This window comes from uncultured Gelidibacter sp. (assembly GCF_947500795.1).
GTDB lineage: Bacteria > Bacteroidota > Bacteroidia > Flavobacteriales > Flavobacteriaceae > Gelidibacter.
Map to the genome: position 1 here is coordinate 25406 of NZ_CANMTE010000007.1, position 15567 is coordinate 40972.

Annotated in this window: 10 protein-coding genes; all 10 read right to left on the reverse strand. The window is 41.3% G+C overall.

Annotation, left to right across the window (positions count from 1 at the left end; translation table 11 throughout):
• From Q0947_RS13750 to Q0947_RS13795, 10 genes are read right to left on the reverse strand one after another with little or no spacing between them, the layout of a single operon-like run.
• Positions 1-2331: a glycoside hydrolase family 20 protein gene (locus Q0947_RS13750; RefSeq protein WP_299398793.1), complete on the reverse strand. Its 2331-nt coding sequence runs from the start codon at positions 2329-2331 to the stop codon at positions 1-3.
• A 45-nt stretch (positions 2332-2376) separates the two neighbouring features.
• On the reverse strand, positions 2377-3396 hold the full coding sequence (locus Q0947_RS13755; protein WP_299398796.1) for an isoaspartyl peptidase/L-asparaginase family protein: 1020 nt from the start codon (positions 3394-3396) through the stop codon (positions 2377-2379).
• 11 nt (positions 3397-3407) lie between these two features.
• A complete protein-coding gene (locus Q0947_RS13760; RefSeq protein ID WP_299398799.1) occupies positions 3408-5654 on the reverse strand; it encodes a GH92 family glycosyl hydrolase in 2247 nt (748 codons plus the stop codon).
• Between the two features lie 45 nt (positions 5655-5699).
• Entirely contained in the window at positions 5700-7013 is a 1314-nt protein-coding gene (locus Q0947_RS13765; protein WP_299398802.1) for a sugar MFS transporter, read from the reverse strand.
• A 10-nt stretch (positions 7014-7023) separates the two neighbouring features.
• On the reverse strand, positions 7024-8145 hold the full coding sequence (locus Q0947_RS13770) for a putative glycoside hydrolase (protein ID WP_299398806.1): 1122 nt from the start codon (positions 8143-8145) through the stop codon (positions 7024-7026).
• A gap of 17 nt (positions 8146-8162) precedes the next feature.
• On the reverse strand, positions 8163-9320 hold the full coding sequence (locus Q0947_RS13775; RefSeq protein WP_299398810.1) for a glycoside hydrolase family 18 protein: 1158 nt from the start codon (positions 9318-9320) through the stop codon (positions 8163-8165).
• Between the two features lie 4 nt (positions 9321-9324).
• A complete protein-coding gene (locus Q0947_RS13780; RefSeq protein ID WP_299398813.1) occupies positions 9325-10395 on the reverse strand; it encodes a carbohydrate-binding family 9-like protein in 1071 nt (356 codons plus the stop codon).
• A gap of 11 nt (positions 10396-10406) precedes the next feature.
• Positions 10407-11372: a glycoside hydrolase family 130 protein gene (locus Q0947_RS13785; RefSeq protein ID WP_299398816.1), complete on the reverse strand. Its 966-nt coding sequence runs from the start codon at positions 11370-11372 to the stop codon at positions 10407-10409.
• 5 nt (positions 11373-11377) lie between these two features.
• A complete protein-coding gene (locus Q0947_RS13790) occupies positions 11378-13255 on the reverse strand; it encodes a sodium:solute symporter family protein (protein WP_299398819.1) in 1878 nt (625 codons plus the stop codon).
• Positions 13255-15513 carry a GH92 family glycosyl hydrolase gene (locus Q0947_RS13795; RefSeq protein ID WP_299398823.1) on the reverse strand — a complete coding sequence of 753 codons (2259 nt, stop codon included), beginning with the start codon at positions 15511-15513 and terminating at the stop codon, positions 13255-13257. Before Q0947_RS13795 ends, Q0947_RS13790 begins: the two co-directional genes overlap by 1 nt.
• Positions 15514-15567: the final 54 nt, after the last annotated feature.

Below are 15567 nucleotides of genomic sequence, written 5' to 3' on the forward strand. Positions count from 1 at the left end.
TTAATTGATTACAATTTCATCCACAAATAACCACACATCACCGCCAGTTGGAAGTGTTTTCATACTTTCAGCAACCACTTTTACATATCTTACGGATTGCTCATCAAAGGTAATTTTAAAATCTTTTAAATCGAACGACGGATTTTTAGCGAATGGTCTTTTCTCGACTCCTACTTCTTTATAAGTTTTCCCATCATTAGACACATACACTTTTACTGCGGTTGGGAAATAAATGCCAGGACCTTGATTTTCTAAAGTTCCTAGAATCACTTCGTGGATTGGCATTTCTTCGCCCAAATCGACCACAGCTTCCATGCCTTTAGCCAACCATGCTTGCCAATGGCCGTCTTGGAAATTTTTAGTACCGCGTAGGGTATTGACCAATCCAAATTCGCCTTCACCTTGATAACGCTCATCGTAAATTTCTTTAAACGTTACTTTTTTACCAACGGCTTTATGGAATGCGATGGTCTTGCTAAATTGAACCCCAACAGGTTTATCATCTTTAAATAATGACGCGTGAATGGTGGTGGTTTTATCAATTTTTATTGGCTGCGTATATTTTGTGGCCTTATCCGTGAGTTTTTCGTCATTCAGACTGTAACGAATATCAGCATCAGTGAACTCGTTCTTTAATTCGACAGAAACTTCTTTGGTTTCCATATCGATTTTAACATCTTCCATCACCAAAAATGCACTTTTCGCGTAATTGACATCTAAGTAATCATAGCGCTTGAATTGTGATAGGATTCTCTTAGAAAAATCATCCCAATTACGAGATGCCTTCGGACTCCACACGGCTTCTGACAATGCCGCTAACCTTGGGAATATCATATATTGTGAGTGTTCTTCGGTTTTAATTTGCTCTGACCACACGTTCGCTTGTCCGCCCAACACATGTTTTGCTTGTTCTGGCGTCATCGTTTCTACAACAGGATCAAACTCATACACCTTGCTTAATGGTGTGTAACCACCCCAAGCTAACGGCTCTAAATTCTGTGGCCCTTGGTAATGGTCAAAATACATGTGCGAACCAGGCGTCATGACCACATCATGACCTTGCTCTGCCGCTTCAAGACCACCGGCAACACCTCTCCAACTCATCACGGTAGCTTCTGGAGCCAATCCGCCTTCTAAAATCTCATCCCAACCAATCAGTTTTCTATCGTGTGATGAAATAAAACGCTCCATTCTTTTGATGAAATAGCTCTGCAATTCTTCAACATTCGCCAAACCTTCATCTTTCATTCGTTTTTGACAGTGCGGACATTTTGCCCAATTGGTTTTGGTCGCTTCATCACCACCAACATGGATGTATTCTGAAGGGAACAATTCCATCACTTCTAAAAGCACATTTTCTAAAAATTCAAAAGTGGATTCTTTACCAGCACAATAAATCTCGGTAATTGGCCAAACGCCGCCAGATGGCACACCGATTGGGGTTTCAAAACAAGACAATTCTGGATAGGCTGCAATAGCACTCATCACGTGGGCTGGCATTTCAATTTCCGGAACCACCTGCACGCCTTTTGATTTCGCATAAGCTACAATTTCTTTAATATCTTCTTGAGTATAGAAACCTCCGTAAGTTGCTTCATCTTCTGGCGTAGTAACGCGTCTGCCATCCCAATGTGCATCTTCCTGATCATTTCTAAAGGCACCGATTTCAGTCAGTTTTGGATATTTTTTAATTTCAATTCGCCAGCCTTGATCGTCTACCAAGTGAAAATGAAACACGTTCATTTTGTGCATGGCCAACATATCAATAGTTTCTTTGATGTATGATTTCTCGAAAAAATGACGTGAAACGTCTAAATGCAATCCTCTCCATTTAAAGCGCGGCTCATCTTTAATGATCAAATTAGGAATCACCCAATCCGTTTGATTTAAAACCTCTTTACTTTCAATTTCCACCGGCAATAACTGTCGGATGGTTTCTAAACCATATAAAAATCCGGAATATGTTTTTGCTTTGATGGTGACTTTATCTGAATTGACCACCAATTCATATGCTTCATCGTTCAGGCTATCATCGCTGATAAATTCGATATAATTCGATTTTGGTGCTTTCTCAGAAATTTTTAAAGTCCACCCTGCGGCAGATTTAAATTTGTCCGATAATATGGAAACAATCTCTTTTTGAGACGCCTCTGAAATGACAAATTGGGTGTCGTCATTAAACTCAAATACACCTTGGGCCAATTGTAAGTCGACCGGTTTTGGAATGATGGCAATGTCAGCCTCAGTAAAAACCTTAGTTTCCTTTTTTTCTTGGCAAGACGCCGTGATGACGACTAACATCAGCACCAAAATCCTTTTAAATACACTCATTTTTCTAATTTTTATATGATCACTACGTTTATTCTCTATTGACTCTTAGTTATCCCAAGACATTTTAAAGGTCGCATCTTCCATTCGATTGCCATGTGCATCATCACAAACGGCATAATTAAATCCGGAACGTAAGCTATACCCTGCATGTTCGCCATTTTTATTGATGGCGATAAAACCGACTTGCAGATACTCCATGTCTTTATGGTTTTTGTGCTTGTCGTAAATACGCTCCACAATTTCCTTACAAGCTTCAAATGGCGATTTACCTTGACGCATCAACTCCACCACCATGGCACTTCCGGCAGTTCTAATAACCGCTTCTCCCAAACCTGTGGCAGCTGCAGCACCAACTTCATTATCTAAAAATAAGCCTGCACCAATGATTGGCGAATCGCCTACACGACCGTGCATTTTCCAAGCCGCCCCACTAGTCGTACAGCCTCCAGAAATATTGCCTGCTTCATCAATAACCAACATTGAAATGGTATCGTGATTTTCCATATTGATGACCGGTTTGTATTTGGATTCTTCCATCCACTTTTTCCAATCCGCTTCTGCTTCTGCCGTTAAGAGGTTTTCTTCCTTAAAACCTTCTGCTAAGGCAAACTGAAGTGCACCTTGACCTGACAGCATCACGTGTGGCGTATTTTGTAATACTTTTTTAGCCACAGAAATAGGGTGCTTAATGCCTTGCAAAAAGGACACCGAGCCACAGTCGCTATTATGATCCATGATACAGGCATCTAAAGTTACTTTGCCTTCTCGGTCAGGAAATCCGCCGTAGCCCACACTTCTGACTTCAGGATCCGCTTCAGGAATTTTCATTCCGGCTTCAATAGCATCTAAAGCTGATTTGCCGTTTTTTAACTGTTTCCAAGTTTCATCGTTGGCTGGTAAACCGTGGTTCCATGTGGAAATCACCAAAGGCTTCACCGCTTTTTTATCAGGATTTACTGTGGGGATGACCGCAGTATTTGCAGCAGTACTACTACAGCTCAAGACCGAACTGATGCCGATAGTTCCTAAGGCTGCTTTCTTTATAAAATCTCTTCTGTCTGACATAACATAGGTATTTAATGATATAGTTTTGAGGATGGTGCCATGGTATTGCTCGTGTTTGTATTAGGAGTATCTCCCATTTTGAACACCAACGTGCCGCCGGCCATAATTTCTTTATGTGTGATGTGATTTCGTTGTATGGTTTTACCATTTAAGGAAATCGATTGAATGTAAATATTGTCTTTTGAATTGTCCAAGGCTTTCACTGTGAAGGTCTTGCCGTTTTCTAAATTCAGTACGGCAGAATCGATTAAGGGCGATCCAAACGCGTACACCCCTTGTGCAGGGTTTACAGGATAAAATCCGAGAGCGCTAAACACATACCAAGACGACATTTGTCCGCAGTCTTCGTTCCCACAATGCCCGTTAGGTTCATTTTTGTATTGGGTTTCCATGATGTCGCGGACTAATTTTTGCGTTTTCCAAGGTTTATCAATGTAGTTGTAAAGATAGCCCACATGATGGCTCGGTTCATTGCCGTGGGCATATTGCCCAATCATTCCTGTACTAAAAATAGGTAATTTATCGCCCGGAAGGGGATCTAATGAAAACATGGAATCGAGTTTTCTTTCGAATAATCCATTACCGCCAACCCGCTCGGCTAGACCTTCAATATTGTGTTGCACGGACCAGAAATACTGCCAGGCATTGCTCTCGCAAAAATGTGCCGAATACTCTTTAGGAACAAAGTCTGCTATAAATGTCCCATCCTCTAATTTAGGACGCATAAAGGTGCTTTGGGTATCGTAAACGTTACGCCAATTTTCGGAACGCTTCATAAATGTGTTATAATCGTCGGTTTTGCCTAATGCTTTGGCGAATTGGGCAATGCACCAGTCATCATAAGCGTATTCCAAGGTTTTTGAAACCGACCAATCTTCGCCACCCTCACCAACTGGAACATAGCCCAATGCCATATACTTATCAATTTCTCGAGACGCATCTGTGGCACTGGCAATGCAGGCTTCGTAAGCCAAATCAGCATCAAAATTTTCAATGCCTTTGAAGTAAGCGTCCACTATCACTGGAACAGCGTGGTAGCCAATCATCATATTGGTTTCATTACCCTGCATGGACCAAACTGGCAACAGTCCCGTTTCTTTATAATGGGCCAACATGGAGTTGACCATGTCTGACACGCGATTCGGATGTACAATGGTATAGAGCGGATGGGCGGCGCGATAGGTATCCCACAATGAAAAGGTGTCATACCGATCAAAGTCTTGCGCATTCATGATGGAATCGTTGGCACCTTTGTAGTTGCGGTTAGGATCGCTCAATACCGTTGGTGCCAACATGGATTGGTACAGCATGGTGTAAAAAATCCGTTTTTTAGTCTCGTCAGCTACGGTGATGTTGATTTTATGGAGTTGCGTTTCCCATTTCTGTTCTGCCTGATACCTTAAGGCTTCAAAATCAAAATTCGGGGCTTCAGTTTCTAAAGATTTATAGGCACCTTCTAAATTTGCCGAAGACACTCCAGTTTTCAGGATGATGACCTCATCGGCTTCTGTTTTATAATCTAAAATGATTTTCGTGTTTTTAGCGGTGACTGGGGAATTGCTAAGCGAATCGTTCTTATAAACGTGATAGTTTTGGAAAGGTTTGGAAAGTTGCATCACAAAATAGACCCGCTGATCTCTTGCCCAGCCGGTCGATTTCCGATAGCCTTCAATCGTAGTTTCATTAACCACATTGATATGGGTTTCGGTAGGACTGTCCCAGTTTAAGGCGTAGCCTAAATCGATATGAATTTGCGTACTGTCGTCTTTTGGGAAGGTGTATTTATGAATTCCTGTACGTTCGGTAGCGGTCAACTCGGCTTTGATACCATAATCTAACAAGTCTACCGTGTAATAACCTGGAGTGGCGGCTTCTTTCTCGTGAGAATAACTTGAGAAAGGTTTGAAGCTATTGGCTTCCATGCGCTCAGAAAAGCGACTGTTGGTTGGCATTACCAGAATATCGTAAAGATCTCCAGCGCCAGTTCCGGACAAGTGCATGTGCGAAAACCCAGAAATAATAGAATCTTGATAAAAGTAACCCGCAATCCTGTCCCAACCTGGAATGCCGATATCGGGACTCAACTGCACCATCCCGAAAGGAACGGTGGCACCCGGATAGGTATTCCCCGGCCCATCCGTGCCAATAAACGGATTCACGTACTGGGTTAATTTCTCCTGAGGCACTACGGCTTTAGGTGCTTTGCAGTGCCACAAAAACCCCATACACAAAAGACCTATTACCGCAAATTTTCTCATAACCCTCAATTCTCTATTTTTCTCTTCTCTCTTCTCTCTTCTCTCTTAAACAACAACTACCTTCGATTTCCCATTTTTATACCCAAACCACACAATGTACGCATAGCACAGCACTATAAAAATCAAGGCATTTTTAAACGCTATCTGATCGGTTAAAAACCCGAACGTTGGCGGAATTATGGCACCTCCCACAATGGCTGTACACAACAATCCTGAAGCTTTAGGCTTCAAATGCCCAATGCCGTCAATAGCTAAAGTGAAAATGGTAGGGAACATGATAGAATTGAACAAACCAACCGCCAAAATACTCCACATGCTCACTAAACCGACAGTACTGATTGATAGTACAATCAAGCTAATGGAAATGGTGGCGAAAATGGCCAAGACTTTTCCTGGTTTCATGATCCGCGTGAGGTAAGCACCTGCAAACCTTCCAATCATGGCGCCAGACCAATAAAATGTTACAAACACACCTACGACGGCTTTATCGTCTTTATCTGCCAATCCTGAATTTAGGATGGCTTCTGCTATAGATCGCATCATACTGGATTCTTTGATGACCGAAACAAGGTTCATGTCTAAAAAGTAGTTCACCAAATAACTCCCAATGGCTACCTCAGCACCTACATAAAAGAAGATCCCCAATACGCCTTGCATCAATTTTTTATTTTTTAAAGCTTCCATATACGTTCCGGTAGAAGTTTCCGAAATCATGGTCGGTAATTTTGCAAACAAGAAGATAACCGCGATCAGTCCTATAAAAAGTGCCAAACCTAAAAATGGCGTTTGCACGGCTGCAGCTTCTGCGGTGAGGTAGGCTTCCTTTGCAGAACCATCCAATACGGCTATTTCTTCCTTGGTCTTTATCACATCACTCAAAATAAACAAGGCGCCAATTGCCGGCGCGATAGCGGTACCTAATGAATTAAAGGCTTGCGAAAGGTTTAATCTACTCGATGCGCCATCTTCTGAACCCAGGACAGCTACAAATGGATTCGCGGCTACCTGCAAAATGGTCATACCTCCTGCCAAAATAAAATACGCTAACATAAAAACCCCAAAGATGCGATAGGATGCGGCTGGATAAAACAGCAAACAGCCCAAAGCCATAGTCAACAATCCCAGAATTATTCCCTTTTTATATCCAATTTTAGAAAGGATATAACTCGCAGGGATGGACAGTAGAAAATAAGCTCCAAAAAATGCAAATTGGACCAGTCCTGCCTGAAAATAAGTTAAGGTAAACAATTCACGCAAGCGCGGAATCAGGGAATCGACGAGTACTGTTATGAATCCCCAAAGGAAAAATAAGATGGTCAATAAAATAAATGCGGAGCGGTATGATTTCTGGTTTGACATAGGTTGTGAGTTAGTTAAAGCTTCCTTTTATTTCTTTAATAGTCTGTAAATATGCATCTGTTAATTGTGGTCCGTCAAAAAACGTCACGCCTTTAGCACCGTTGTCCTTAGCATAATGAATGGCTTCTTTGAGTTCTTCGGCAGAGGTAAACGGGGGTAGAAAAACGCCAGTATGTAATCCGACATTTTTAGATTCTAAATCGGTGACACCTTGTTTGGTGGCATAACCAATCCAATCGATTTCTTCGTTGTAAAAGCCGTGGTAAATCATCGGATAAACGGCATCAATATTCCATTTATCCCAACGTTGGCGGACCATATGGTCAGCCATTTCTGGATAAGGGAACACGGCAGCGGTTAATTTTTTGTTGTTTTTGTGCACAATATCGTAAGCGTCATTGACCAAGTTTCTAATGGCATTCAAACGGAAATTCTTCCATTCCATGTCAATAGCAGTATTAGTGCTTTCCAGTGGATTTTTATGATGGATTTTTTCGAAGGCACTGATACACGCTTCACAGTAACAGAAGTCGTATTCTGCCATTTCAGTATCTTGGGTAAGGTTGTATTTAGGCAACAACCCTATCGGTAGGAAAATATCCGGAAAACGGATATAATCGAGATGTACACTTTCAATGCCTTCCACTTTAGCCATGCGTTCTACTAAACTTAAAATATGGTTTCGAGAAGCTTCTCTGGTAGGGCATAACCATTGGTAATAGTTCACATAAGGCCACGTATCATAGCAGGATTTGCCGTCTCTACTGACCATATACCACTCCGGATGTTTTTGGGCAATGGTGTCTCCCGGTCGGTTAACCGCCCACATCCAAGCATGAACTTTAAGACCTTCTTTTGATGCTATAGCAACGAGACGCTCCAATTCTTTAACATCTGTCGCCGTATTGATTAATAACTCATCAATACCACCTGCTTTGTAGCGTTTGAATTCAGCGGCATAATCGGCATTGGATTTTTTTTTGTTTGAAGTGATCCAGGTGCCAAAATTAAAATCCCCCATGTCTGCGGACTTCACAGTTGCTGCAGTCTCTTGTTTGCGTTCCTTTTGATTACAGCCAGCAAACGCTACGACAATCAGAAACAAAGACAAATATGTGGTTATTCTCCGCATGCAAATAATTATTTATACTAATGTAAGCTTTCAAAAAGCGTATTCAACAATTCTTGATCTTTATCTAAACTATACTCCCAAAACATAGCGCCTCCCAAGCCTTTTTCTTTGATATAGTCCGCTTTTAATTTGATTTCTTTTGGAGTTTCCCACGAGATCATCACCTTATCGGTAGCACTCCAGAGGTAAGACGCTTTTGCCGAGTCGTCATACAATTTTTCGTAGTTACCGGATTTTATTTTTTCAAGGATTTGCCAGTAGGAAATGATATAACCACCTTCATTCGCCGACGCATATAAAGGCACGTCCGTAGGTGCTACTTTTTCCCATTGTCTGCCATAAAATGGAATCCCCAAAACGAGTTTGTTTACAGGAACGCCCGCTACAATATGTCTCTCAATGGCTTCAACACCACTATTCCCGCCATATTTTTCCTTATCTGATGGATACAAATTGGCGTGGTGCCCGGTTTGATACATCCAACCTTGATAAAAATCGTATCCCATAACATTGATAAAATCAAGATATTCATGCGCCTCTCCTAAATTGGTATTGTCAATATACGCCTGATCAGCGCCAGTGGCAATGGTCAATAAATAATGAGTGTTGTCTTTTTCACCTTGCACATCGAGTGCTTCACGAATAGCCTTTAAAAGCAACGTGAAATTATCTTTATCGGCCGGACGGAATACATTGTCCTCTGCCCGTTGTCCCGGATATTCCCAATCTAAATCGACACCATCAAATTCATGTTTTTTAAGAAGTGCCACACAGCTTTCAGCAAATATTTTGCGTGACTCCTCATAGGCTGCCATAGTTGAAAATTGATCAGACCAAACCCAACCGCCTACTGAATACAATACTTTTAAGTCGGGGTTTTGTTGTTTGAGACCGATAAGCGTCGCAATTTTGGCAGCATCAGTATCGAGTTCAAAGGCCGCTTTGCCTTCTACAATATTGGCAAAGGCAAAGTTAATATGGGTCAATTTTGAGGCATCAATTTTTGAAAAATCATAATCCTCATATCCTGCCGCATAACCGATGATCTTCATGTCTACCGGTGTAGCCTCCTCATTGGAGATCTCTTGCTCTTCTACTGGTAATTCCGATTTTTCAGGTGCATTGTTGCACGCAAAAAACAGGGGTATTAGGAACAAATATTTGATGTATTTCATGAGTTTATTGTTTTAGAAAAGCACCATCTTCTTTAAGGATTAATAGGGCATTTGTAAACGGACTTTCCACCGAGATGTTCCATCCGAAATTATGGTTTTCAAGTTTAGGGTTGATGGTCTTGCCGTCGATTATTATTGGGGATGTCATCAAACTATCCAATGTTGTTGCCCAGGCTGCATGAGTGTCAAAATGTTTCTTTTGCGCGCGATACAATTCATACAAGGCCCATTTGATTTTTTCATCATTTGGAATTTCAAACGTATCTTTTGCTCCAGCTTCCTTTGAAGAAAAATAAACATAGCCCCAATGTTCAGGTTCGTGCATGTTAATAACACCTTGTGGCGACCATACCCAATTATATTCCAGGAGGTAATTGCCTTCCGCATCTTTCTTGCGTCCGTAAGTGCCATCGTTAAGTTGATAATCCCAATTGACTCTAGAAAAATTCACGCGCCAAAAGTCGTCTTTAGGTACAATTTCTTCAAAATAGGCTTTCTTGAAAACACGCCACGGAATGGCAATTTCGAGCATCCATCCTTTATCGGTATCCTTCGGATTGTTTAAAGTGCCGTCAATGGTAATGGCGGATTTCATTCCAGTAGCCGTCCAATCGTTTAACACCACATTATTTTCGCGATATGGTTTTGACACAAATAAATCCCAAACGGTGTTGATGGCGTTGATCTCAATTTCATAATAATTATGGGTGTCGCCAGTTGGGTCGATAAATACCTCAAAATCGTTATTATGAAAAATAATTGCGTCGTGATCGGTAATATCTGCCCATACATGTGGCTCTTCCATTTTGGCTAATATGTAGAAATAGGTACTATCCCATAACATTTTCGCCTGGGTATTGTAGGTCGGTTTTTTGACCCCTTCAATATCAATAAACAGATCGGTCCATTCCACTTTATTCCAAGAGGCATCAGCCCCCTTTCCATCAATTATGATGGAGTCAGACGTGTGATACGCTATGTAACTTTTAGGAATGATGCTGTTTTTTGTTTGCGCAAAAGTTGCTAAAGACACACAAAAAAAGAGCACCAACGCATATCGAAATTTCAAATCCATAGGAGTTGTTTTTATAAACTATTATCTTTTGTGTATTGCACCACTTCACTCAACTTTCCGAATGCCAAAGCGACAACAGTATCTGCGGCACCATAGTATACCGCCAATTTATCTTCTTTTGTATCGTGTAAGGCTGCACATGGGAACACTACATTAGGCACATCGCCAGTAGTTTCATAAAGTTCAGCAGGGCCTAACAAATACGGCTGCGTTCTATATTTTACTTTATCCGGTTGGTGTTCGTCTAAAATAGCGGCACCCATCGCATAACGGAATCCGTTGCAGGTATTAATTACCCCGTGGTAGAGCATTAGCCAACCTTCGTCCGTTAAAATTGGAATTGGGCCTGCGCCAATTTTGGTACACTGCCACGCACTGTCCACAAATGGCGTCGCTTTCATTACACAACGGTGCTCACCCCAATATTTCATATCCGGACTGTAGCTGATGTAGATATCACCAAACGGTGTGTGACCGTTATCACTTGGGCGACTCAACATAGCGTATTTGCCGTTTATTTTCTGTGGAAATAAAACCCCATTTCTGTTAAATGGTAAAAAGGCATTTTCACATTGGAAAAACTCCTTAAAATCGTAAGTGTAGGCGATGCCGATAGTTGGCCCGTGGTACCCGTTACACCAGGTAATCCAATAACGATCTTCAATAAAAACAACACGTGGGTCATATTTATAGTCGGATTCTATCATTTCGGTATTTCCCGCTTGCATCACAATCGGCTCATGTTTGATCTCCCAATCGATACCGTTCTTGCTAAAACCAGCAAAAATATTCATTTGCACAGCTTTGTTATCACATCTAAAAACGCCGGCAAATCCATCTTCAAAAGGGACCACAGCACTGTTAAAAATACTGTTGGAAGTTGGAATATCATATCGGTTTATGATTGGGTTTTCAGAATAACGCCACATCACGTCGTTACAGTTGTCAGGCTTATCTTGCCATGGAATTGATTTCATCTGCTTTAATCTTTATATTTTTTTACTTTATCTAACCAAGTGAATTTTAAAATGATCGTGGTAATTCCAAAAACCAATAAGGCCATCCACGTTTTTGGGAAGTCTCTTATCAGGAAATAAATTGGCAATAAAATCATACTCGATTGCCAAACGACACCCACCACACAATTTAACATATCACTTACAAAATCCTTATTTTGATCCACTGCACTGTTATCCTTTTGCAAGGCATTATATACAGGTTTCCACCAACCCCACGGTCTAACGTTTGCATAAAACGCTTTTAAAGTCGCCATTGGTGTTGCCGGCGTTAATAATGTTCCTAAAAACGACCCTAATAAGGATACTACAAATATAAACGGAAACATATAAATGGCCGGTATTTGAGATACTTCGTATAACCACGTGCCCGTTTCAAAATTTCCTTTATTTTGGTCCAATAAAAACTGTAGCGTTGCCACGAACAATCCGGAGGTCATTCCCCAAAAATAACCCCAGCCGTTGAAGCGCCACCATACCCATTTTAAGAAATTTGCCGCCACATAGCCACCATAGAGCGCACTTGTAATCCACAGGGTTATGGAGTTGATGGATCCGGCAAAGAAGCCCATGGTTACCCCTAAAATCACAATAGCGAAAGAGGCGATATGACTCGCTTTGATATAATGTTTGTGTGAAGCTTCGGGTTTGAAATATTTCTTATAAATATCATTGACAATATAGGCTGGTCCCGAATTGACAAAGGCTGAGAATGTAGACATGAATGCGGCCAAAAGCCCTGCCAACAACAATCCTTTAATCCCAACGGGAACATGTTCATTGATCACTTTTGGTAAAATCACTTCTAAATCGGCACCGGTGATACTCCCCGAAGCAGCCATATCGGGAGCCAAATAAACTAACCCAAGCACCACAATCCCACCAATAAGTAAATAGCGCGGAATAAAAAGTACCAAGTTGGTAAATCCACTCATATAAGCGGCTTCCTTAACTGAGCGGGTGGATAGGATGCGCTGCATATCATAACTTGGCGTTGGTCCGGCGATACTCGCAAAAAAGCCTTTAAACAGCGACATGCCAATAAAAGCACCAAACATTTTATAACCTTGGGTATCGATTAAATCATTGAAAGCAGCATATTTATCTGACCATGAGCCTTCCAATTGACTTGAAAACATAATGCTTGACCATTCTGTAGAAATGACTTCATTTATTTGAATGTCCGTAACAGTAATAAATGCGTAGCCGGCAATCAAAATTCCGGCAATGACCATGATGCCATATTGTAATACTTCTGTAGCAACCACCGAAAACATTCCCCCTTTAATGGTATAAATCGTAGTAAGGAATATAATAATCAGGGCGTAATTCTGATCGGAAGTTAACAAGACCCCATCGTTCATCATCAGGGTTAAATCCCAAGGCAAAATGATGCTCATAAATTTACCCACGCCTTCAAAAAAGTAGGCGATAAATCCGATGGACGCAATAATCGCAAAAATGGCCACAATTAAATGTGATGCCCTGCCGGCTTTCCCATCGCCAAAGCGGGTTAAAATCCACTCAGAACCCGTCATGATATTAGAACGTCTAATCCATGCGGCCAAGAAAATCATGATGAAAATCTGGTTCCAAATGGGCCACATCCACATAAACATAAAGCTTTTAGCGCCATAGAGGAATAAAATCCCTACCATCCATGCGGTTCCGGAAACATCAAACATTCCCGAACCGTTACTCAAGCCTAAATAATACCATTTGATACTTTTTCCTCCAAGAAAGTAGGAATCCAAACCTTTAGAAGCGCGTTTGGAAATCCAAATCCCTACCGCCAAAGTGACGACAATATAGAGGACAATTATAGATACGTCAATAATTCCCATTAGTCGTTTTTAGTTTTAGAAGTGCCCCATTGTTTGTTAGGTTCTGCGCCCATTATAAAACGCAAGGTGCCTCCTTTTAAAATATCAGCATGTGAAATGGCTGTTTTATGGAACGGTTTGCCATTAAAAGAGGCAGATTGGATGTAAAAATTCTTATCGGAAACGTTTTCTGCCTCAATCACAAAGGTCTTTTTATTTGGCAGATTGATGCTTGCCTTTTCAAAAATTGGGGTTCCTATTTCATACTCTCCAGACGCTGGATTCATAGGATATAACCCAACGGAACTCAACACATACCAAGCACTCATTTGTCCGCAATCTTCATTCCCACTCAAGCCGTCTGGTGTGGTGTTGTATTGGGTGTCCATAATGTGGCGTGCCCAATATTGCGTACGCCACGGTTGGTCCGCATGGTTAAACATATAGGCAATATGATGGCTCGGTTCGTTACCATGGGCATACTGGCCGATAAGTCCTGTGATATCTGCCGAAATATTATCGCCAGTAATTTCAGAACTCTCCGTAAACAATTGCTCTAAACGGCTGGTGAATTTTTCGTTGCCCCCGTGAAGTTCAATAAGGTTATCGACGGCATGTGGCACAAACCAACTGTGTTGCCAGGCGTTACCTTCAGTATAATCTGTTTGTTCTCTGTGGTTGGAATGTTTCGGATCAAAAGGTTCGTTCCAAGAATTTCCAGCGACAGATTTCCCGCGCATAAATCCGGATTCATTATCAAATAAATGTTGGTAAGCTTTAGAACGCTCGGAGAAATATTTATAATCTTCATCTTTTCCTAAAGCTTTGGCCATTTCAGCCACACACCAATCGTCATAAGCATATTCCAAGGTGATGGTTACAGACTCGTCCAACAAACTATACGGAATATAGCCGTATTTTTTATAGTGATTAAGGCCACGTTCGTCTTGCATCATCGTGTTCTTCATCGCTTCGTAAGCGCGTTCGACATCAAAACCGCGGATTCCTTTTTTGTAGGCTTCCACAATTACCGGAATAGAATGGTAGCCGGTCATGGTATTGGTTTCGTTGCCGTATAATGTCCAGACTGGTAAAATATTTCTAACCTCATAATACGCCAACATAGAATTGACCATATCTGACACTCTATCTGGTGCAATCATAGTCAGCAAAGGATGTTCTGCTCTAAAAGTATCCCATAGTGAGAGGGTTGAATAGGCGGTGTAATTGTCAGCGTTAACAATGCTGTCATTCTCCATTCTGAATTGGCCATTTTTATCGCTAAACGTCACTGGTGCCAATTGGGTGTGGTATAAGGCCGTGTAAAAAATAGTTTTTAAAGAATCGGTTGGCGTCTCCACTTCAAAGGAAGATAGCGCTGTATTCCATAGTTTTTCGGCAGCGGTTTTCGTTTGATCAAAATCAAAGCCAGAGGTTCCCAAATTATCTTTGGCGTTCTCTATACTCACCGATGACAAGGCCACTTTTGCAAATAATTCAGGGCTCTTTTCATTAGCGTCAAACACTACTTGAATAGACGATTTTACGCCTTCATGATCGCCATCTTCAAAAACCTGACCATCAACATACAGTTTATAATCGGCAATAGGCTTAGAAAATTTAGCTACAAAAAATACTTTTTGATTCTGTGCCCACCCTGTACTATGGCGGTAACCGCTAATGGTGTATCGGTCTTCAACTTTTAGGGATGTTGCAACGGCCTTGTCCCAATTGATGGCAAAACCTAAGTCGATCACAACTGATTGTTGATCACCTTCTTTAAACGTGTACTTATGATATGCCGTTCTTTTTGAAGTCGTCAGTTCCACATTCACGTCATGATCCTCCAAGTAGACTTGGTAATAGCCTGGTGATGCTTTTTCGTTATCATGGCTGTATTTTGATCTGTAAGGAATGCTGTCTCGTGAGATAGGATTCGTTGTTAAATCCACCGTTTTGTTGATGGGCATAAAAATAATATCGGCCAAATCTCCAATTCCGGTACCGCTCAAGCTTAAATGGCTAAACCCAACGGCGATATCATCAGAATAGTGGTAACCCGAACACCAATCCCAATCGCTGATCCCGTTTACAGGGCTCACTTGAAGCATTCCAAAAGGAACGGTAGCACCAGGATAGGTATGGCCATGACCGCCAGTGCCAATAAATGGATCGACATAACTAATGGCCTCTCGTTTCACTTCCGGTTTAGTGTCTGTTTTTTTATTACAGCTGACAATTAATAGAGCGGATAAAATAATTAAGTAGCTTTTTTTCATGATTATCTTTTAACCTGACTTATGCAATCGTTTTCGTTTATAAAATTTATGACT